The 21501-nt window shown below is 42.3% G+C and carries 20 protein-coding genes; 8 read left to right on the top strand and 12 right to left on the bottom strand.

The window, feature by feature from the left end; translation table 11 throughout:
• The first annotated feature begins 38 nt into the window (after window positions 1-38).
• From F6K53_RS01520 to F6K53_RS01530, 3 genes are all read left to right on the top strand, one after another.
• Window positions 39-449: a HEPN domain-containing protein gene (locus F6K53_RS01520; RefSeq protein ID WP_293065777.1), complete on the top strand. Its 411-nt coding sequence runs from the start codon at window positions 39-41 to the stop codon at window positions 447-449.
• Window positions 446-3103 carry a ParA family protein gene (locus F6K53_RS01525; RefSeq protein ID WP_293018907.1) on the top strand — a complete coding sequence of 886 codons (2658 nt, stop codon included), beginning with the start codon at window positions 446-448 and terminating at the stop codon, window positions 3101-3103. The genes F6K53_RS01520 and F6K53_RS01525 overlap by 4 nt, the downstream gene beginning before the upstream one ends.
• A gap of 293 nt (window positions 3104-3396) precedes the next feature.
• Window positions 3397-3651: a hypothetical protein gene (locus tag F6K53_RS01530; RefSeq protein WP_293018906.1), complete on the top strand. Its 255-nt coding sequence runs from the start codon at window positions 3397-3399 to the stop codon at window positions 3649-3651.
• A 174-nt stretch (window positions 3652-3825) separates the two neighbouring features.
• Here the strand turns inward: F6K53_RS01530 and F6K53_RS01535 are convergent, their stop codons facing one another.
• On the bottom strand, window positions 3826-4011 hold the full coding sequence (locus tag F6K53_RS01535; RefSeq protein WP_293018905.1) for a hypothetical protein: 186 nt from the start codon (window positions 4009-4011) through the stop codon (window positions 3826-3828).
• Window positions 4012-4063: 52 nt separating this feature from the next.
• On the opposite strand from F6K53_RS01535, the gene modA reads away from it, so the two are divergent.
• The gene (modA, locus tag F6K53_RS01540; protein ID WP_293079760.1) at window positions 4064-4756 is read left to right on the top strand and encodes a molybdate ABC transporter substrate-binding protein; all 693 of its coding nucleotides are present in this window, start codon (window positions 4064-4066) and stop codon (window positions 4754-4756) included.
• Here the strand turns inward: modA and F6K53_RS01545 are convergent.
• On the bottom strand, window positions 4722-4919 hold the full coding sequence (locus F6K53_RS01545; protein ID WP_293065784.1) for a hypothetical protein: 198 nt from the start codon (window positions 4917-4919) through the stop codon (window positions 4722-4724). The genes modA and F6K53_RS01545 overlap by 35 nt on opposite strands.
• A gap of 17 nt (window positions 4920-4936) precedes the next feature.
• On the opposite strand from F6K53_RS01545, the gene modB reads away from it, so the two are divergent.
• A complete protein-coding gene (modB, locus tag F6K53_RS01550; protein WP_293065787.1) occupies window positions 4937-6934 on the top strand; it encodes a molybdate ABC transporter permease subunit in 1998 nt (665 codons plus the stop codon).
• Window positions 6935-7153: 219 nt separating this feature from the next.
• On the opposite strand, the gene F6K53_RS01555 is transcribed toward modB, so the two are convergent.
• On the bottom strand, window positions 7154-7894 hold the full coding sequence (locus F6K53_RS01555; protein WP_293065790.1) for a hypothetical protein: 741 nt from the start codon (window positions 7892-7894) through the stop codon (window positions 7154-7156).
• A gap of 2 nt (window positions 7895-7896) precedes the next feature.
• Window positions 7897-8943: a hypothetical protein gene (locus tag F6K53_RS01560; RefSeq protein ID WP_293035767.1), complete on the bottom strand. Its 1047-nt coding sequence runs from the start codon at window positions 8941-8943 to the stop codon at window positions 7897-7899.
• Window positions 8944-9315: 372 nt separating this feature from the next.
• Here F6K53_RS01560 and F6K53_RS01565 point away from each other — a divergent pair, with 372 nt between their 5' ends.
• A complete protein-coding gene (locus F6K53_RS01565; protein WP_293065793.1) occupies window positions 9316-9546 on the top strand; it encodes a type II toxin-antitoxin system HicA family toxin in 231 nt (76 codons plus the stop codon).
• Window positions 9547-9559: 13 nt separating this feature from the next.
• Window positions 9560-9988, top strand: coding sequence for a hypothetical protein (locus F6K53_RS01570; RefSeq protein WP_293018900.1), 429 nt, complete (start codon window positions 9560-9562; stop codon window positions 9986-9988).
• A 47-nt stretch (window positions 9989-10035) separates the two neighbouring features.
• On the opposite strand, the gene F6K53_RS01575 is transcribed toward F6K53_RS01570, so the two are convergent.
• The 3 genes from F6K53_RS01575 to F6K53_RS01585 form a co-directional block, all read right to left on the bottom strand.
• Entirely contained in the window at window positions 10036-10320 is a 285-nt protein-coding gene (locus tag F6K53_RS01575) for a type II toxin-antitoxin system mRNA interferase toxin, RelE/StbE family (protein ID WP_293018899.1), read from the bottom strand.
• The gene (locus tag F6K53_RS01580) at window positions 10317-10544 is read right to left on the bottom strand and encodes a hypothetical protein (protein WP_293018897.1); all 228 of its coding nucleotides are present in this window, start codon (window positions 10542-10544) and stop codon (window positions 10317-10319) included. The genes F6K53_RS01575 and F6K53_RS01580 overlap by 4 nt, the downstream gene beginning before the upstream one ends.
• A 165-nt stretch (window positions 10545-10709) precedes the next feature.
• Window positions 10710-10961 (bottom strand): AbrB/MazE/SpoVT family DNA-binding domain-containing protein, encoded by a 252-nt coding sequence (locus F6K53_RS01585; RefSeq protein ID WP_293018895.1) that lies wholly within the window; start codon window positions 10959-10961, stop codon window positions 10710-10712.
• Between the two features lie 86 nt (window positions 10962-11047).
• Here F6K53_RS01585 and F6K53_RS01590 point away from each other — a divergent pair, with 86 nt between their 5' ends.
• Complete coding sequence (locus F6K53_RS01590) at window positions 11048-11173, top strand: hypothetical protein (RefSeq protein ID WP_293018893.1); 126 nt, start codon at window positions 11048-11050, stop codon at window positions 11171-11173.
• 20 nt (window positions 11174-11193) lie between these two features.
• On the opposite strand, the gene F6K53_RS01595 is transcribed toward F6K53_RS01590, so the two are convergent.
• The 5 genes from F6K53_RS01595 to F6K53_RS01615 form a co-directional block, all read right to left on the bottom strand.
• Window positions 11194-16920 carry an AAA family ATPase gene (locus F6K53_RS01595; RefSeq protein WP_293065798.1) on the bottom strand — a complete coding sequence of 1909 codons (5727 nt, stop codon included), beginning with the start codon at window positions 16918-16920 and terminating at the stop codon, window positions 11194-11196.
• Between the two features lie 445 nt (window positions 16921-17365).
• On the bottom strand, window positions 17366-17665 hold the full coding sequence (locus F6K53_RS01600; protein WP_293018889.1) for a hypothetical protein: 300 nt from the start codon (window positions 17663-17665) through the stop codon (window positions 17366-17368).
• Between the two features lie 42 nt (window positions 17666-17707).
• Window positions 17708-19108, bottom strand: a complete 1401-nt coding sequence (locus tag F6K53_RS01605) for a tetratricopeptide repeat protein (protein ID WP_293065801.1) — start codon at window positions 19106-19108, stop codon at window positions 17708-17710.
• A gap of 273 nt (window positions 19109-19381) precedes the next feature.
• Window positions 19382-20290 (bottom strand): tetratricopeptide repeat protein, encoded by a 909-nt coding sequence (locus tag F6K53_RS01610; protein WP_293018885.1) that lies wholly within the window; start codon window positions 20288-20290, stop codon window positions 19382-19384.
• The gene (locus F6K53_RS01615) at window positions 20290-21135 is read right to left on the bottom strand and encodes an SAM-dependent methyltransferase (protein WP_293065804.1); all 846 of its coding nucleotides are present in this window, start codon (window positions 21133-21135) and stop codon (window positions 20290-20292) included. Before F6K53_RS01615 ends, F6K53_RS01610 begins: the two co-directional genes overlap by 1 nt.
• Window positions 21136-21501 lie beyond the last annotated feature (366 nt).

Consider the following 21501-nt stretch of genomic DNA (forward strand, 5'->3'; position numbering starts at 1 on the left):
TATGATAATCTATAAAATTAATTGCAATTATACTTGTAATGGATCCTAATAATTACAAAGACTGGCTAGATATTGCAAATGAACGGGCGGCAGATGCAGACGCTATACTCAAAAATAGAAGTCAATCAATTGGATCAGTTTATATGGCAGGCTATGCCATTGAATGTAGTCTCAAGGCTTTATTACGATCTAGAAATAAATCATTTCCGAAACATGGCAATCAGGGGCATAATCTACGGGGTTTATGGGAAGCAGCGGGATTTCGTCTCTCCGATATCCGTGACTCTACAGGTGCAAAGACATTTTTTATAGAAAACTGGGATACATCCCTACGTTATCAAATAACCTGTAATAGTAGCCTGACAATGGCGGAGTTGGTAGATGGAGCAAAGCAGTTAACAAACTTTATAAAGTTTAAAATTAGTCCTAAATCCGGGAGGCGCAGATGAACCATTCAGAAATCAAAGAGCGTATTCATCAAAATATGTCACGTGCAGCTTTAGAGATTACGGAGCTGCGGGTTCAACCGGATCCGTTTCTAGGCTGGCGTATTGCTGTCATTTCCCGAGGATTTGATGACAAATCCAAACAAGAACGTAAGAACATTGCTCTAGAGGGACTAAAAGAATTGACCATTCAGTGGTTAGATTTACTAACTCCTGAAGAGCAGCAATGGGCTGGCCCTCTTCCCATTGATTCTACCCTGGAAAACGTACCTTTTTGGCCTGAAGCTCTGGCTCGCTCTCGCTCTGGCTCTAGTAATCCTGAAGCAATCCTATTTCCATCGGATCTAGACGAAGACCTTGACCGACCGATCGTTGCAACATTTTATTCCCTCAGAGGAGGAGTTGGTCGCTCAACTGCCCTGGCTTATACTGCCCGAATTCTTGCTAGTCGTGGACGCACTGTGCTCTGTGTTGACATGGATTTAGAAGCTCCAGGATTAGCGGCTTTGTTTGGAAAGGAAGACGAGGTTAAGGATCAACAGGGGTTGGTATTTGTGTTACTAAGTTTGGAGCAAGGGGAAGAGCCTGACATCCGTAATCATATTCTGAGGGTTTCTGAAACTGATGAGATTTACTGTATTCCGGCAGGTTTGCCCAATGCCAATTATGCGCGTTTACTGAGCTTTATGGAACCTGGAGCTTGGTATCGGGAAGATAGAAATCCATTACGTGAACTGATTCAGATTTTAAGTAGTGATCGTCTTCCTTTCAAACCTGATGTCATTTTACTAGATGCTCGCACAGGAATGACTCCTCTCAATGGACCGCTCCTGTTTGACTTGGCTGATCTGGCAATTATTGTGTTCTTTCCTCATCCTCAAGCTCAAAGGGGTACGGGTGAACTGGTTCGTGCATTGCTTGCTGCTGAGACTAGACGAACTGAAACTGAACAGCGGCTTACTCCAGAGCCACGATTTATTGTGTCTCCAATTCCTGCTAGTAAAGCACCAGAAGTTGTGGAACGATATCAACATAGAGCTATTGAATGGATTGGAGAGTGGCTCTCTATTCTGAGGGATAAACAATCGAGATCAGAGCCGATTAAAGAATCAGATATTACACATTTTATTCCCTATCGAGAAGAGATTGCTACATCAGATAAAATCTTATCTAATCAAGAAACGTGGCGTGACTTTGAGCCGGTTGCTGAATGGTTAGAACGTTTTATCCCTACAGCTAGTGAAGAAGAGCTACCGGATAGTTTACCCGATAGTAAGGGGCAAATTTTACAGGAATTAGAATTTTCTGCAGGAACAGCAGAATACCAAGATAATTTTCTGGAAACCTTTGTAGAAACACAGTTAGTCAATCGCGCCCTTAAGCCTAACATAGTTCTAATCCGTGGTCGTAAAGGTACTGGTAAAACGGCTATTTTCCGCCGCCTCCTGGAAGATTCTAAGCAAGATTCCATTGTAGTGTTATCTCCCAGTCCTCTTAAAGGCGATCGCCCGTGGGTTATTAACTCTGAAGGTTTCAAGGCCATTGATGAGGCTTTAGAAACTACGGGAAAAAGCTGGCGTGACTTTTGGTTACTCCAGACTTGTCTTGCCTGTCACCTATCCTGGCGTGGAGAGAAGCCTCAACCAGATGACGCTGTCTCACAAGTTCTAGGAACTGATCCTACTAACGAATTAGAACTTGTCCGATGGTTTCAGAATTTACTACCACAATCTCAAATTGGTTTATTGGCAAGAGATTGGCTGACTCGTTTCGATGGTGCTGCACAATCTACTATTCTTCTTCTTTTCGATGGACTGGATACAGGATTTGGAAATACACAGGCAGATCGAGAAAGACGCACTAAAGCCATTGAAGGACTGCTTTCGTTGATTACTGACTTAGGGGACAATATGAAAAACTTAAAATTCAAAGTTCTATTGCGAGAAGATATCTGGCGTAGCCTTCGTTTCGATAATAAAAGTCACTTTTTCGGGCGATCTGTAGTCCTTGAATGGCGTGAGCGATCAGATTTTTTTAAAGTTATAATTAAGCAAGCTCTGAAATCGGATAGATTTAAAGGACTTGTAGTAGACTCAATTCAGCAAGGTAGTTTGTTATCAAATTTGTCATCAAGTAGTGACGCCTTTAGTGACTATTTGAGTGAATCACAGGTCTTTGAAATTTGGAATCTTTTGGTTGGTGAGCGGATGAAAGGGGGTAAATCTGCCTTTACTCGGAACTGGGTCTGGAAGCGAATTGCTGATGGCAGTAACAACCATAGTCCCCGTGCTCTGTTACAACTTTTTGCTGAGGCGAAAGATTGGGAAATAAACGAACAAGAGCGAAATCCTTATCAGAAAACTATCATCCGACCACGGGCTTTGAGTTCATCTCTTGAAAAGGTATCAGAAAAAGCATTAGATGCTTTGATAAATGAAGAGTTTAGTGAACTTCAAGAGTTGATTGATTGTCTTAAAGGAATAGGACGTTCGCCCTTCTATGCAACTGATGTAAGTGAATTATATGATGAATTGAGTTTTGCTAGAGAAGTGGGTTTGTTATCTATTTATGAAGGGACTAAAGATGATGTTAAACGTTATAAAGTTCCTGATCTTTATCTTTCTGGTATCGGTATGACGCGAAAGGGGCAAGCATAAATAATATATTATTGCACCAAGCTTAAACTTGATCTGTAAAGGTAGGGAATAGGGAATAGGGAACAGGGAACAGGGAATAGGGAACAGGGAAAAAAAATTGTTTACCTAATTAGCCTACAGACCGCTATACAAAAAAAGCGATCGCATAATCTTTGCGATGCTCTGAAAGAGCCGCTACGCGATCGCTTTTTTTTACCATTAAAATACCCCCCCCAAAAAAATTCTAAAAACCCTTGACAATAAAATATATAATCATTACAATAATCAAATAAACTAAATTAAACTATTGAGCTATGTCGCAAGAATTTATCCCTAACCCCGACAATAATCCTGAAGATCAAATTCCCGGAATTAATCTTGAAGATTTTTTCCCAAAGCAACAACCTGTTCAGCACATTTTAAAGGGGCCTCGTCAAGGAGTAACTAATACTATTCATACCCTGTCTGCCATGAACTACGCACAGGCTTCCGAGTGGAGTCCTCTGCAACCTACGGGCATGCCAGGGGAGGTGATTACGATCATCACTAAGTATTGGATGCTCCGTTAAAACGTTAGTTTCTGGGGGGGTTGCCCCCCCTTGGCAAAAACAAAAGTTCCGGTATGATTAAATAGGAGCATTTCTCGATAGGTTCGGGAACTGAGTGACATAGCGATTTGAATCCACTTACTGTGGACTTGAAATAGCCGTGGACATTATTTCTACGGCTATTTTTTTTTGTTGTTAAGTATCTAATTGGGTAGGGAGTAGGGAGTAGGGAGTAGGGAGTAGGGAGTAGGGAAGAAAATTTAAATGTATATCACGGTTACTATAAAATGCTATAACTCTACTAATAACTTTTATGATTAAATCCCTAACTAGATCATGGTTTCTGTGCTTAAGTCTATCCTTAGTGTTAATAGCTTGCAATGCTCTTACCTTTAACAATCAACAGCCAGAAGTGGTGAGCCTAACGGTATCAGTGGCTGCTAGCTTACAAGATGCGATGAAAGCTATCAAAGTACTCTACACTAAGGAAACACCAGATGTTACCATTATTTATAATTTTGCATCCTCTGGTTCGTTGCAGCAACAAATCGAACAGGGAGCGCCAGTGGATGTTTTTATTTCAGCAGCTCCGAAACAGATGAATGCTCTGGAATCTAAGGGGCTTTTACTAGAAGGGACAAGGCAAAGTCTTCTTAATAATCAGGTAGTTTTAGTTACTCCTAAAGACCAGACTGGTATCTCTAATTTTAAGGACTTAAGGTCTGATAACATCAGTAAAATAGCAATGGGAGATCCGGAAAGTGTACCAGCTGGACACTACGCTAAGGAAGTTCTCTCTAGTCTTAATTTGTTTGAGCAGCTCAAACCGAAGTTGGTTTTTGGCAAAGATGTTCGCCAAGTTCTATCCTATGTGGAAACAGGTAATGTGGATGCTGGATTGGTGTATGCAACAGATGCTAAGGTATCAAACCAAGTTAAACGAGTTGCTACTGCTCCGCCAGAGTCTTACTCCCGGATTATCTACCCAGTAGCAGTATTAAAGGAGTCTAAAAACCCTGATCATGCTAACCAGTTTGTACAGTTTATAATCAGTGATTCAGCTAAAACTATATTTTTGAGGTATGGGTTTATTATGGCGGATAAGGGAGTAGGGAGTAGGGAGTAGGGAATAGGGAATAGGGAACAGGGAATAGGGAATAGGGAGTCGGGAGTCGGGAGTCGGGAGTCGGGAGTCGGGGTAATAAAATTGAATTTGCATTATAACTATTAGAGACCCTATATATGCCGTTTTTTCTGCCCACACTACCCACACTTTCCACACTACCCATACTCTTTGTTCAACACTATGGAAGATTTATCTCCTTTATGGATTTCCCTAAAGACTGCTGGCTTGGCTACTATCTTTGCTTTCTTTCTGGGAATTACAGTAGCGGGTTGGATGTTTAGCTATCAAGGGAAAGCTAAAGGAATTATTGATAGTATCTTAACCCTTCCGATAGTGCTACCGCCTACAGTAGTTGGCTTCTTATTACTGTTGTTACTAGGTAGAAATAGCCCAGTGGGACAGCTATTAAGGCAATTGGGATTATCTGTAATCTTGTCTTGGCCTGCTACTGTGATTGCTGCTACTGTCGTTGCCTTTCCTTTGATGTATAAAACTGTATTGGGAGCTTTCAAACAAGTTAATCAGGATTTGATTAACTGTGCCCGTACGTTGGGGGCTTCTGAATGTAGGGTATTTTGGCAAGTGTTGCTACCGTTGGCTTGGCCAGGGGTGATGGCGGGGACAGTTCTGGCTTTTGCTAGAGCTTTGGGAGAGTTTGGCGCTACGTTAATGCTAGCCGGGAGTATTCCTGGCAGAACCCAAACCATTGCGATCGCTATCTTTTTTGCAGCCCAAGCCGGGAGGATGGGGGAAGCACTACTATGGGTGTTGATTATGGTTGCGATCGCTCTCGTGGCAATCACCATCATTAACTATGAGCAGGGAGCAGGGAACAGGGAGCAGGGAGCAGGGAGCAGGGAGCAGGGAGCAGGGACAAAATCTAACATAGAAGTAAGTAAGGGATCCCCCCTAACCCCCCTTATTAAGGGGGGGACTAGAGCTTCCCTTATTAAGGGGGGAAAAGAACAGGGAATAGGGAAAAAATCTAACATAGAAGTAAGGAAGGGATCCCCCCTAACCCCCCTTAATAAGGGGGGGACTAGAGCTTTCCTTAATCAGGGGGGAAAAGAACAGGGAACAGGGAAAAAATCTAACATAGAACCAAGTCAAGGACTTTTAGTAGAGTTACGAAAAGAGGTAAGCTCTAGCTTTACCCTAGATGCTAAATTTACTGCTAATGGTAAGCCCTTAGGTATCTTAGGGGCTTCTGGTTCTGGTAAAAGTATGACGCTACGGTGTATTGCTGGTTTGGCTACACCCACTCAAGGCCGCATTGTCTTGAACGGAAGAGTTTTGTTTGATTCTAAACAGGGTATTAATCTTCCTCCTCACCAACGTCGCATTGGTTTTGTGTTTCAAAACTACGCCCTCTTTCCCCACATGAATGTTGCTCAAAATATCGGCTTTGGCTTGCAGGAATTGCCGAAAGCCCAAAGGAATGAACGGGTATGGAAATACATTGAACTGATGCATTTACAGGGACTAGAAAAGCGCTATCCTCACGAACTTTCTGGGGGACAGCAGCAGCGGGTAGCCTTGGCAAGAGCAATGGCGATCGCACCAGAAGCGTTACTATTAGATGAGCCCCTTTCTGCCCTTGATACCTATCTCCGGAATCAGATCGAAAGGCTATTAACTGAAATTTTCTCTACCTATCAAGGAGCGACTCTTTTCGTCACCCATAAATTAGAGGAAGCTTACCGAGTTTGTGGTAATCTGTTAGTACTTTCCGAAGGAAAGGTTATTGCTTCTGGCTCTAAAGAAGCTATTTTTGAGCATCCTCCTAGCTTTAGGGTAGCACAATTAACGGAGTGTAAAAACTTTTCTCGGGTTGAAATTATTGAGGACCAAAAAATTCAAGCCCTGGACTGGAACTGTAGTCTTTCAGTTGTGGAACCGATCACGAAATCGTTAGCTTATGTTGGCATCCGTGCCCATCATCTGATATTTCTAAACGAGCCAAATCACGATAATACTTTTCCCTGTTGGCTGGTGACGATGAGTGAAACCCAACACCGAGTTACACTGTATCTGAGTTTATATACTGCTTCTAGGAATCCTCAGCAATACCACCTCCAAGCTGAAGTTTTTAAGGAAAAATGGCATCAGATTAAAGCTTGGCCTGAGCCATGGTATGTGCAGTTAGATGCTTTGAGGTTGATTTTGATGGAGAGTTGAAAAAAATCGTTTTTCAGACTAGCCATTGTTGAATTGAAGTATGAATGCGCGATCGTCTGGTTTTGGTAAAGCCCCCCATTGGTTCTCCAACTTTGGGGGACTTTGAGAGTTTTGTTCCCCCCAAAATTGGAGGTTAGGGGGGCGATACTAACTAAATTTATAAGTCCTATTTTATTTAAAAAAGTGGCTCCGTTAACATAGCCAAGTGGTTATCCTATTCTAGAGTTGTCTGCAGAATAACTTCACACGACTTATACAACTGACGCAGTATCTTCCACCATCTGTATCGATGGCACGTGCTCCCACAACGTAATGTCCTTCAGGACAAAAAGCATCATTACTTCTATCAGTAGTAGCTTCCTGTCTTGTACCATCCCATCGATTGCCGTTAATCAGTAGGTTACCCTGAACAACCGTCTTATCTGCATTAGTAGTCAAGCCTTGAAGTTTGTTTGACAAAGTCTGAACTTCATTCGAGATTCTCTGATTAACACCAGATTCAATGTTACTAATCTTCTGACCGAGCTTTTGATCCTCCTGAGTAGATGTATTGGCTAAATTATCTAATTCTTGATCTAGATTATCCTGATTTGCTTTAAGGGACTGAATCCTAGTATTTAAGCCTTGCACACTATTACTTAAATCTTGATGATTTTGATTCATTTGCTCACGATTATTACTAATTTTACTAAAATTTTGTTCTAGTTTATTAGTTGCATTTCCCAACTTTTCATTGAGCAACTTTACTTCGTTTCTAACACTTTCAAGTTCTTGAAGCTTTGTTTGTAACTCTTGGTTCATTAAACGAATTTCCGATAATGTTGCTTCATAACATTGAAAAGCCGTAGAGTTTTTATCACACTCCTGGCGACTGTTTTGACTGTTTACTAATCGAGTACAAGAAGCTACTCCTATACCAACTGTAAGGATGATCGTGCTTAATGCCATTAAACGTTTCATAATTATTCTCCTTGTGAGCTATTTGTTAGATAATTTTTCCAAAAACGAGTTTTTATTCCGTATTCTAACCAGTCTCCTTTTATTTGATCATGTAGATCTGGTGCAATATCTTTAGCTAAACAAGCCATTCGACTAGCATTGAGTTGAAGTTGTCCGTAGTTATCTGCAATTTGCTGCACAGTCAATGTATGTCCACGCTGATTGATAATTTTGTTAATTTCACACTCAGATACACGGTAAAAATATATATCACTGCCTTCTTGGTATACCTGACGCATTTCTTTTTCACAAGAGGTACGACGACGAAATATGGAAAAAGGTAGGGTGCTGCGAGCCTTTTCAATTATTTTATTAAAGCTAATTCGTAAATCTTCAATAGTGCCTGCCCTAGAGCAATTAAGTGTTTTTACAAGTTCATCTAACTTAATGAAAATATCTCGCTCAAGGTTCTCCAATCTTGTAATTGTAGGGTCAAACAGTTCTTTGTAAAAAGTACCTGGCGTTTTTTGCACAATCTTATCAACTTGAGCAAGAAGCGTCATCATCTCTAAAGCAATTTGGTTGATTCGCGCTTCTAGGGATTGATCAACAGTACCAAGAGTATAGCGGACATCAATAAGAGTCTCTGCACGAGCACGATTAATCTCTAAGAAGGTTTCCCGCATTGCGCCACGATAGCGCTCATCTACTCTTTCCAAGATATGATCAATATCCTCAACCACTTGATTTTCAATAGCTAGGATATTGTCTTTACTATGGTCTAAAAGTCTCTGAGCAGCTTCCTCAGTGCGGAGAATGTTATTTGCTGCTACCCGATCAACTTTATTGATTACATCATCACTAAAGGGGCGTATTGAACTATTAAAAAATTCCTCAAATTCTTTTAATGCTTTATCGCTTGCACCTTCAGCAACACCTTCAGCAACAATTTTAAATGGTCTTTTAAGAGCGTCTTCGACGCTATCGAATAATTTGCTAAGAGCTAAAGCTCTAGGTTGCATTGAAGCAAGGATCACGCATACAAAAGGTAATAATTTCAGAGTCTTCATTATTTGAGTTTTTAGGCGTTGCTTAATAATGGAATGATTTTAATAGTTTTGTGGAATGGGCATCTTGCCCGTTCCTAATCTTTTCGGTCGTGCAGGATGCCCACCCTACTTATATTCATTCCTTGATTCAGCAACGCCGGATAATTACCCTTAATACAAATCTGCCCCATCTTCCCATCTCCCCATCAATCTTCTTGATGACTGAAGTTAACTAATACATTTATTTTATTAATTTATAAAAGCTTGACTGTGCTGACATTATAGTAAAGTCTTGATTTAATGACAATCGCTGACGAAAGAAAGAGGCTTTGGGAAGGCGGTTTCGGGAGCAAAGCCCTCACGGATCCCTTCACCCTTGACTAGCGGACAATAATGTCCCATAGTTTTATCATGAAAGGAAGTGAGTTCATTAGGAGGGTAAAAAAGTTAGCCAGAGAGCGTGGTCTCGAAGCTCGTGTTGACAAAAAGCGCGGGAAAGGAAGCCACGTCACACTCTATTTTGGTGACCGATTTACTATTGTCCGCAATCCCAAAGATGAACTCAAGACTGGGACATTGAAGGCAATGCTACGTCAGCTTGGTCTACAGGAAGATGAGATTTAACCATGCCATTACTATGAGTCGATTTTCATTCCCAGCTACATTTACCCCTGACGAGTCGGATGGCGGGTTTGTGGTAACTTTTCAGGATCTGCCAGAAGCTATTACTCAGGGAGATTCCATGGAACAAGGCTTGGCTGAAGCAGCGGACTGTTTGGAAGAAGCGATCGCTGCGAGGATTGATGACCAACTCGACATCCCCAACCCCTCACCCCCGGCAGGCGGAGACTATTTAGTCCCAGTGCCAATTCAGACTGCCTTAAAAGCTGCCCTTTACCTGGCCATGTCCGAGGCAGGGATCACATCACTCCAATTAGCCCATACTCTCAATACCGATGAACAGGAAGTCAGGCGCATTCTCAACCCCGATCACGGGACGAAACTTCCTACACTGGAACGGGCACTAGCTGCTTTAGGTAAGCGGATTGAACTTCGCCTTTTTTAGGGGAATGTGGTCAATATCATCAAGACGGGAATACCCACAATGCACCCTCAATACACCTCATCGTGGGTGCCAATATCGAGTAAAATAATTACTTCATCTTGAATCTGTTGGTCTGTCTCAATGGAAAACACAATCCGGCAATCGTATCCACAGGAGCAGGCTTTGAGGCCCAATAACTCTCCTTTCAGAGAATGGGTACCTAGTTTTGGGTCAAAAACATCTTCTTCCATTTGCCTCAGGGTGTTTTCAATGCGTTTCTGGAGTTTGGCGTTGCGAGAGACAAACTTACGATAAGCCCGCTTAAATTTTGGGGTAAGTACCAGTTGCCTCATGGGTTTTCGTCAAGAGCCTTTTGCAATTGAGAAATTACAGTCTCTGCTGACTGAGGTCGTAACTTGCCCTGTTTAAATCTAGCAATCGATTCTTTGGCATCCTCAGCAATTTCTTTACGACGGGATTCGATCAGACGGTTTTGGATGATTTCAACCAGCATAGCCTGCTGTTCAGGAGGCAGTTGACTAACCGTGTTGAGGGCTTCTTCAAGGGAAGTTGTCATTGGCTTAACAGAGAGGTTTGGTCGCTAGATTCAATTCTATCGGGTTGAATACTTACACGCTTGCGCCGAATCGAAGATCGAAGTTGGAGCCGCTACGCGATCGCATTCTCTTGTAGCTTGGTTTGAAGCAAGGAAACCCAACACTATCTTTTGGCTTAGAAATCGCTACCATTTCCAATCCTCTTCATCCCAATAATTTTTAATCCGATCATCAATTAATAATTCATCATCACCATTTTCTGCCATTTCTTTAAACGCTTCTTCCCATCCTTGACGAGACTGGGATACTGGCGAAATGATTACCTTCCCATCTTCTACTGTTATTTCAACTACATTGGCTAAACCACATTCTTCAATAATTGCTTTAGGAATTCTAATTCCTTGGGAATCTCCAATACGTACAATGGCAGCTTTCATCAGCTTAATTAATAGATAAACTTATTGGTAATTAATATCTTAGCACTAATAATTAATAATCTCTATATAGTGTACCTAAATGAATTGTGAGTGATAATTTTTGTCCCCTGTTTCCTACTCCCTACTCCCTACTCCCTACTCTCTGTTTCCTACTCCCTACTCCCTACTCCCTACTCCCTACTCCCTATTCCCTATTCCCTTTACTATTTTAATTGAAGATCCAAGATCTCAGTTATACATGCTGCTCAACCCAACTGCGGTCAAAGATGGATTCATAAATCCGGTTATTGACTCTCAGACATCCCTGTTGCTTCACCACTAACCCAGACAACAGCAATTCCTTTTCCTCTGGACTGTCAACAGCCACCACTTCTCCCTGCTCGACAATTTGTCGATAGATTTCCAGTAGCCCTACAGATTGTTTACTCTCCAGGATGCGATCGCGTATAGTTCTCAAATGCTCTGGTTCATCCTGGGATTCCCAATTTTCTATCACCTTGGTTCGCACCAAATTTTCAATCCATTCAGCTTCGTCGTTGGTAGGGATAGCAGATGAAGTACTGCGGATGAATTGACAGATCTTTTGGGTCAAAAAAGGCTGACCACTCGTCCATGCTAACAGTTCTTTGAGCAGTGTTTGAGGATTGCTCACTTTCTCTGCTAATCCTTGAAGCAAAGGTTGGGCTTCATGCTCTTTAAAGCCCTCCAGTTGAATCGCCTGACCAATATTAAAAGGAGTTCTTTGGTGGTCTGTAATTAAGCCAGAGGGGGTAGCAACCCCAAACAGAGCAAAGGTTAAATTGCCATAGTCTGGATTGATAGTACGCTGATTATAGCAAGAGCGAATCAGAGCAAAAAAGTCATTAACTGGAAAATTCAAGCCCAAGACGCTATCAACTTCATCGATAAAAACTACCCGTTTATTCGGTAAACTGTTATCTGGTTGATCAACCTCACCCAGTAAGACTTCTTCAATAAATTGACTCAACCGCTGAACCGTAGAAATATCTCCTCGTTCATTCCACCACTTTTTTAAATTCACCTTTCTTAGTAAACCAAAACTTCGCCATAGCTCTACTGCCAATCCCTTATACCATTGGTCAGGGGTAACATTTTCGCTGCCAATCCGAGTCAGGTCAATCGCCGCGCAGCTAATCCCCTCATTGTTCAGGTGGTTAATCATACGTACCATCAGGCTTGACTTGCCCATCTGGCGGGGATTGAGAATATAACAAAACTCCCCTTGCTTTAAAGCTTTATAGAGAGTTCTGTCAGCAGAACGCACCACATAAGTGAGAGCATCCATCGGTAAACTTCCCCCCACTTGATAATCAAAATTCGCGGCTTGTTCGTCACTCTTGAGTAACTCGTTTTCAAATATTAGTTCCGCTTGAGTAGCTTTGAGAACGTCCAAAGTTTGAGATAGTTCTTGAGTGCGCTCTTCTACTTTAAGCTCTAGATTGCGGTTATAGTCTTCTAACTGTCCATACAGACGAGCATTTTCAATAGAGATAGCAGCTTGACCAGAAAGCATTCTTAACACTTCAATGCGATCGCTGGTAAATGCGTCTGTGGTTAAATTATTTTCTAAATATAAAATACCGCTTAGTTTACCTTGATTTAACAAAGGACTACAGATAATCGATTTGGGTTGAGTGGCAACAATGTAGGGGTCACGAGTAAATTGTCCTTGATTAGCCGCATCACTTAAAACTAAATTTTCCTGGGTGCGAGCCACATAATTGACGATAGAGACTGACAAGACCGGGGTTTTACTGGCAGCATCCACAGAGTCTACTGGCAGGGATTGCAGTGTAGTCACCTGATCAGAATCCACTTTTCCTTCAGCTTCAATTACCCAATCACCGTCCTTATCCAGTATCATAAAACCTTTTTGAGCCCCAGCATTCTCAATCAGGATTTTCATTAACTTTTCCAGCAACTTGTCTGGGATAATTTCCCCAGAAATAGTTTGCGATGCTTTGAGAATGCTATTGATATCCAAAACACCGGATGTAGTTTTACCTGAGTCGGTAATTGACGGATTTAAGCTAGTTTTAATACTATCTGTTGAAACTGTAGCCAAAAATTGTGGGTATCGAGCTTCCAAATCCTTTACCTTAGCCACAGCTCCCCAGCCTTGATAAGTATAGTGGGCATCTTGTAGGTAGTGGCGAGCAACGTGGTTTTGGTTTCTAGCTAAATAGAATTTGCCTGCTAGTTCATAAGCTAGGGCTTCTTCGTTGAGATAGTCGTTTTTATGGGCTAAGGTAATAGCGCGGTCGTAATAGTCTCTAGCTTCGCTATCTTTGCCTAAAACTCGGGCTCGTTCAGCTTCGACTAGATAAAATTTGTGTAGAAAATTCATCGGAGCTTGCTTTGCCCAGAGTTCCATTTTTTCTTGTTTAGCAGCAACCTTGGTCAAAATTTCTGCTCTTTCAGTCTCTGAAGCATCAGGATAAAATGCTAGCCGAGCCAGGGCATCATAGAAGTAAGCAGTGGTAAGGATGAATGATGAGCCAGCATTAGCAGCATAGTCTTCAAACTGGTCTGCATTTTCAACCGCTTGCTGAAATTCCTGGAAAAGATAACACAGAGCGAGTTTATGGGAATAAGCATGCATCAGTGCCGTGCGATCTCCACTGCCTAGATGGACTGGCATCATCTTTTCTTCATCGTATGCTTCACCAATCAAACGGCAGGGATTTTCTGTTTCTCCCATCAAGTTAAGGATAGCCTGCATATAGGTTTGAGTCCAATGAAGGTAAGCTTCCTGCTGAGTTTGAATAGTAGCTACAATTGCTTTCGCCGTCTCTTTCTTAGCATCCGTCAGCTCAATGCCACTTAGGTATAAAGCGTAGGCATAGGTAACCATAGCACTAGCAGCATATTCAAGATCTCCAGTTTCTATTCCACTTTGATAAGCTTCCGTGGAAACAGATGATATATCCCTGAGCGGTTCCTTCCAATGCTTTAGAGAGAAATTATATATTGCATAAGTTCTGGCTTTGAATGTTTTATCTTTGAATCGTTCTAGTAACTTCAAAGCCAGTTGACCAAACTGATAGCCAGCCTCCAGCTCTCCTCTTAAGCAGAGGATAAGCCCGTAACCGGCATAGGGAAAAGCGAAATCAGGGGAATTACCAAACTGAATCGATAAATTCACCTGTCGGCACCAATTTACCAAGCTGAGTTGATTCATTGCTATGTAGGCAGGGCTCAACAAGTAGTTCATAACCCCCATAGCTGCTAGTTTATGGGGATCGGTCATTTGGGGTAAGTCCATTAGCTGCTGGGCTTGCCTGCCCCCCAAGGCAGACTTGATCTGCTCTATCTCTCCCGTCAGATCACACTGGTTGGGTTGTTCGGGTAATTCGATCCCAAGTAATTTCAGAACGTCTAGCCCAGTTTTGACTGCTTCTATAAATTTTCTTTGAGCACAATAGGCTTGCATTTTGACTTCATAGACTTTGACTTTGTCTAGCAGTGTTTGGGCTTTTTGCAAGACTATCTCAGTCAAGGGCTCCATTTGGTCGTAGTTGGCAATTGTATAAGCTGCTTCTGCTGCCTCCACATACAAATCTAAGCTGAGGTTATACTGCTGCGACCAACTCTGGTTACCTAATAAACTTAAGCCGGTCTGGAGATAATTGAAACCAAGTTGACGAGCAGCTGAAGATTTTGCTTTTTTGCCTGCCCGCAGATTTAATCGAGCTAACTCATCTCGCTCTGTTTGTTCCTCAATTAGCTCCCGACCTTTGTTCAACTGGTTAACAATCTCAAACAGCTTCTGTTCAGATTCTTCAGAGGATTTATTTTGCAGTAACAACTTGCCAATACCCAGATGTACTGCTTGGGTATCTACTTTGGGAATGAGCGAGTAAACTGCTTGTTGGATACGGTCGTGGGCAAATTTGTATTCTACAACTAACTGATTTGACAACCCTTCGATATCAAGTTCCACCAACTGGTAGGCATAGCTAAGGGGTACAATTAGACCAGATTGGAGTGCTGACTGTAAATCCGTTGCAGTTTCCTGTATAGATTTTTCATATATCACTGCCAGTGTTTTCAGATAAAACTGGTTCCCTATGCAAGCTGCTAATTTTAATAATGCCTGAGTTGCTGTCGGTATTTTTTTTACCTTTTTGATCATCAACTCCACCACATTATCTGTAATTGGTTGCGCTTTTATTTGCTCTATATCCCACTCCCATTTATGAGAATGATAGTTAAAATACAACCAACCTTCAGAATACATAGATTTTATAAACTCATTGATAAAAAACGGATTTCCACCCGTTTTTTCCTGTATCAATTCGGCAAGCTGCTTGGCAGTTATTGAATCTACTAAAAAGGTATCAACGATAAGTTGAGTAACATCGGTTAAGGCTAAGGGGAGAAGTAGTATTCTCTTAATTGTTACTCTTGCTTTTTCAAGCTGTTCCAAGCTTTGAGTCAAAGGATGTACGTCGTTTACTTCATTATCCCGATATGCCCCAATTATAAACAGATATTTATTATCTGCTGCTGTCATCAGTAGTTGAATTAATTTCAACGAAGCTCTATCTGCCCACTGTAAGTCGTCAAGGAAAATGACTAACGGATGTTCGGGTTGAGTGAATATCTTAATAAATTTTTGAAAAACAAAATTAAAGCGATTCCGCAATTCTGATGGCGGAAGCTCTGGGACAGGTGGTTGTGGACCAATAATCAGTTCTACTTCAGGAATAAATTCAATGATTACCTGTCCATTTTTCCCTAATTCCCCTTGCAGCTTCTCTCGCCAATTGTGAATCTCTGCTTGACTTTCTGTGAGTAACTGTTGTACTAATGACCGAAATGCCTGAATTAAGGAAGCGTAAGGAATATTTCGTTGAAACTGGTCAAACTTACCAGAAATAAAATAGCCATGTTGGCGAGTCAGTGGCTTATATACCTCCTGTATTAATACGGACTTGCCAATACCAGAATACCCCGAAACCAGCATGATTTCACTAGCTCCTTGGCTGACTCGTTCAAAGGCAGCTAATAGGGTAGAAATCTCCTGTTCTCGCCCATACAGTTTTTGTGGTATTTGAAATTGATCGGAAACATTGTGCTGATCGATCACGAAAGCATCAATTTGCCCTTTGGTTTGCCACTGTCTGAAACATTCTTCTAAATCTGCCTTGATCCGATAGGCTGATAGATAGCGTTCTTCAGCATTTTTCGCCATCAATTTCAACAGGAGCGCTGAAAGAATTGCTGGAATCTCTGGTTTTAGTTCCTGTGGTGGTGTCGGTTGTTTAGCAATATGACAATGGACTAATTCCAAAACATCATTGCTGGGGAAGGGTAACTCTCCCGTCAGCAATTCATAAAAGGTCACCCCCAGGGAGTAAAAATCAGTGCGGTAATCGATGGCTCGATTCATTCGACCCGTTTGTTCTGGGGAGATATAAGCTAGGGTTCCTTCTAATACATTCGGGTTGCGAAAGGTTGAGATTTCTCGCGACAGTGTGGTTGAAATACCAAAATCAATTAGCTTAAGCTTACCAGTATTCTGATTTAAGATAATATTTGATGGGTTAATATCTTTGTGAATAATATGCTGCTGGTGAACCTGACCGAGAATGTCAACAATCTCAATGGCCAGGTGGAGAAACTCACCAATTGTGAATTCCTGCTTCGGAATGATCCGATTGAGAGATTCGCCCCCAAAATCTTCTAACACCATTACCCAGTTAGTTTCTAGGTTTTCCCAGCTGTAAACATCTATGACACCGGGTAAGTTAATAGTTTGGGTTGTTTCATACTCTCGCTTGAACCAAGCAATGCTTTCAGGGGAAGGATAAGCCTGTTTGAGCATTTTAAGGATAACAGGTTGGTGATCTGCTCGCCGATGTCCGCGATAGACTAAGGAGTTGGTGCTCTCATGGAGTTTTTCCGTAACTTGGTAACCTGATAAATCGCGCATACTTACCTCCTTTAAAGGAGTTTTTATGATAAAAAACCGCACTGGTTGTGGTTTGAGCTGATCAAATAATAATCCACTTTTCCAAGTGTACAAAGTTATCAGTGATTTAAAATTAACAACCCCACCTAACCTAACGGTTAAGTGAGGTGCATTTCCTAAAAGCTGTTTGACCCGGTGGGTGGAATGGGCACCTTTACAAAAGCGATGCAGCTTCTTCGGTGTTGCTGATTATGGGTATGGTTTCGCCCCCCTAGCCCCCCAATTCTGGGGGGAACAAAACTCTCAAGCGATGCAGCGCGGTCTTGGGGAGGCAGCGCGGTCTTGGGGGTTCCCCCCACTCGCTATTGCCGTGGTTTCCCCCATGAGCGACTGCATCAAGACAAGTCCCCCAGAATTGGGGGATTTAGGGGGCTTTAATAAAACCAGATGTCCGCGCATTCATTCCTTAATTCAGCGATGCAGCTTCTTCTTCTTCTTCTGATGGAGAAGGGTCTGGATCTGGCATCGGAAAAGGGTCTGGATCTGGCAAGGGATCGGGACCGGGATCGCCAATACTTAAGGCAAGAGGAACTTGTTCATCAGCAAATAACGCTGTAATTTTAGCAGCTTCTTTGCTGATCATCGCCGTCTGCTCTGCTTCAGATAAACCCACCTTGTCCATTACCGAACTGGGGTTATTGATAAAAACACTTTGTTTCTTGGGATCAAGGGCCAAATCGGTTAATAAATGAAATAGTTTACTCATGAAATATCCTGCTAATTTTTAATCTAGTCACGAATCAAGAATCTAAGCTAATGGTAGTGGTTTTATCGACGGCAACAATTTCTTAAATTCTTTTTCCCGTTCTGCTTCTGACAATGTTGCAGTTTGATAAAGCCTTTCCAGTGCGTATTGATCATAGATTATCAAGGCAAGCTCTCGATAAGGCAATGGTTCACCAGTTATATCATCATAGTGTTGATCAAAATATCGCAGAACTTCACTTAAATCAGCAAGGAAGGAAAGAGCACTGGCAGATCCTTCGACCCATCCAAAGTTTTGCCACAGCCATAATTGTGCCTCTGCTTTAATCTCAGGATTGTTGGGTTCAATATTTTTGGGTTCAATATTTTTGGGTTCAATATTGTTGGGAAACTTCTTGAGGACATCATCAACAAGCTTCTTTAATTTATGTCCTGACATACCTTCTGCCTGAGCCAGCATCTCCAACTTATGCTTGGTTTTAGGCTCAGCCTTTATCATGTATATCAATACTGCTTTACATATCTCAGCAAGCTTGGCATCTATCTTTTCAATAAGTATTTTGCATTCTTTTATAAATTTATTATTAAGTTTATCTTCTTCATTCTTTTGTGTACCTTCAATTACCTTTAAAATGAGTTGACCTATCAAATCACCTGGCTTCAGGATCAAGATTTGTTGGGCACAAGCGATCGCTCCACTATAGTATCTCTCTTTCTTTTCTGAGTTATCTTGTATCTTCGTTAAATAAAAAAACAGAAATGCATGTTCATAAAGACTTACCCTCCTGCTTACTAAGAATGGAACAGGAGAAGGAGAGTGTTGTAAAGTCTCCATGTCTGGAGATATTTGTGTTTCTACTCCCAAATCCCACAATGACTCCTCGTATTCTTGAGCTAATCTGTGAACTGTCGATCGCATACCCCAAGCCCAGGCATATGTGGGCATAAGTTCAATCGCTCTGTCAAGATAATTCAAAGCTTGTTTTTTACTTTTTTCATCTATCTCATTCTTGGCTAATTTATTCTTATCCAGAGTTATTTTCAGGCGGTAGGTTGCTCCCAAGTGAGCTAATGCCCACCCATAGTTGCTGTTTTCTGGTGCTTTATGATCAAGCGCTGTTTTGAAATGTCTTATAGCTGATTTAATAGATTCATTTTTCTGCTCTTTATCATTTTCTGTAATTGCTCGTAGACGGTAGGTTTCACCTAGATGTGCATGAGCCCAGAGATACTTATGATTCTTTTCGACGGCTTTTGTCAAGTATTTTTCGGCCTTACCATAATCCATCAACTGGTAGTAAGTTGTTCCTAGGTGGGCATTGATCCAAGCATTGTCCGAGTCACTTTTTTGAAGTTCTTCAAATTTCTCTATCGCCTGTTCATAAGCTCCTGACAAGCGAAGAGTTTCTGCTTTTTGAGCAAGAGCCCAAGTGTTATTATCCATCTGGATCAAATTCCTCCTTGACTGTTATTTGAAACTTAATTGATTGAGCTTTGTTGTTTCAAACCCTTAACTATAGGGGTTTTCAATTGGGTGAGGTGCATGTTTTTAGGGAGCAGGGAGCAGGGAGCAGGGAAGAGTAACCCACCCCTAACCCCTCCCAGGAGGGGAACAGGGAACAGGGAAAAAATCCTGTGTACCTCATTAGGCTATAAAACGCTATATAGCAATCCCTGTAGGAATTGTGAGCATTGTTGATGCCATATTCCCTACTCCCTACTCCCTACTCCCTACTCCCTTTCCTATAGCGAGTAATGCCTGAGTTTTCGGGTGATCTCGCCACTCCATCCAAGCTGGGTCGTGACTGACTAACTCAATGGCTTCATCATTAATAGGAATAGCTTCTTCTAGATATTCCCATGCTTGTTCGCAGTTACCTACCAAGATGGCTAAGGCGCTCAGTCGGTACAGAATATCTCCTCGATCCCCTGTGTCCCATTGAGACAGCAATACTGTCCGCGTAAGCTCAATCTCGCTTTTGGCCTGGGTCAATCCCTGCCAGCGAGCCTTCGCTACTGCAATACAGTATAAAGCTGTAGTGTCATCAGGAACTTCCTCTAACCTCTGCTGGCAACAAGCGATCGCCTCAGCATATTGGCCGTCATAGCAAAGGATTAACCCTCTCTCAATCCGCCAATTTTTCACAAATATCGTTTTGTCAAGGGCGATCGCTCGGTCAAAATCAATCAGGGCTTTCTGGTAGCACTTCATCAGCTCATAAACTCGGGCACGATAGGCAATTGCCCAAAGGTAATCCGGCTTCAGCTCAATGGCTCGATCCAAGTCAGCCACTGCCATTGTGTAATATGCTTCCCCCATAAAGCGGTAGGTTACGCCCCGGTGAGCAAGGGCCCAAAGGTAGTTAGGGTTGAGATCAATAGCGCGGCTAAAATCTGTTCGGGCTTCCTGATAACGTTTGATCTGATAGTAGGTTTCTCCACGGTGAGCGAGAGCCCAAGGGTAGTTAGAATTTAGCTCAAGGGCATCGGTGAACTTAGCGAGGGCAGCTTCAAAATCTCCCATCAGCCGATCAGCCTCACCTTGCTGAGCTAGAGCCTTAGCTTTCTCAGGGTTCTGTGCGATCGCTAACTTGAGGTTGGACACAGTTTGTTGATAAGCTGTCATCAGATCTGTTTCTCCCCTGTAGCTTCTTTAACAAAAGACATACCTAAGCGCGCCATCATGTCTTTGTCCACAGGTGCTAGAGCGTGAGGCGGAATATAAAGGGTTGAAACCTCAGTAACACTGCTCTGTGGTAGCTTGGACAGAGGAATACGCTGGATAACTGGTTTGCAAACTGGATAATAAACAGCTGCTTCGTAAACAATCACTTCATGGTCACCTCCATAATGTGTTTTTAAGACCTCGGTCAATATAGTTAGAGGACGAAACTGTTCCTCCGGTTTGTAAAAACCGAGATTGCCAACCATGGCAATCTGCCACAAAATCAAGGGGCTAGTGGGGTCAAATTTACGCCGTCGAATCAAAAAGTCCGTTGCTTCAAAACTTTGACACCCGTTTCGACCAGGATCGAGACCAAGGTCAGCAAATAAGCAATCTTCCGCAGAAATCCCAGGTAGCATCTGTGCTCTGAAGCCTTCACGATGTGCCTGTTTAATAGCTGCCTGGGCTGGATTGGCAAAAACCCCAGGATGACCGTAAAACACAGCACAGACATTCAGCCCCTTACGAACGTCTGTCAATATCCTTTCGGTCATTTCTTGATAAGTGTCTCTGCGCCATTGATTGTTCCGGTTATATGGCAAAGCTTCTGCTGTGGCATTCAATTCTTTGAGCCATTTAGCCGTTACTGGGTCAGCCAAAGCATATAAAACCTTGTCCGCTTGTTCTATCCAGGCTTTCGCCCCCAAGGTCAGATGACTTACCAATTGAATCCCCGTACCAACAATTGTTAAGGAGCCAGTTTCCAAATTCAATTTACTCTTCAGCTTATAATCGGAGTTTTTCATCAGACTAACAGACACAAGACACAGACATTGAACTGGGATTTATGGAGCATTGTTTTAGTTCGTAGGGTGCGTTAGGGGCGGACTTGCCCTTATTTTTCGCCTCGAGCGCCAGCGTTGGGATAGTCCGCACCGTAACGCACCACCCAAGGGCTCGCCCTCATTTTCCGTCTCGAGCGCCAGGGTTGGGACAGCCCGCCCCTAACGCACCCTACGCACTACCAAAAGAGGTTTATTTTAAGCATTAAGCTGACCGCTGACCGCTGACCGCTGAATACTTACTATATTAGTTTGACTTTTGACCTACTAAACTCATAAAACTCATCTCATAACTCATATAAAATCTCATGAAAAAACTAATAAACAAAA

This window comes from Moorena sp. SIO4A1 (assembly GCF_010672065.1).
GTDB lineage: Bacteria > Cyanobacteriota > Cyanobacteriia > Cyanobacteriales > Coleofasciculaceae > Moorena.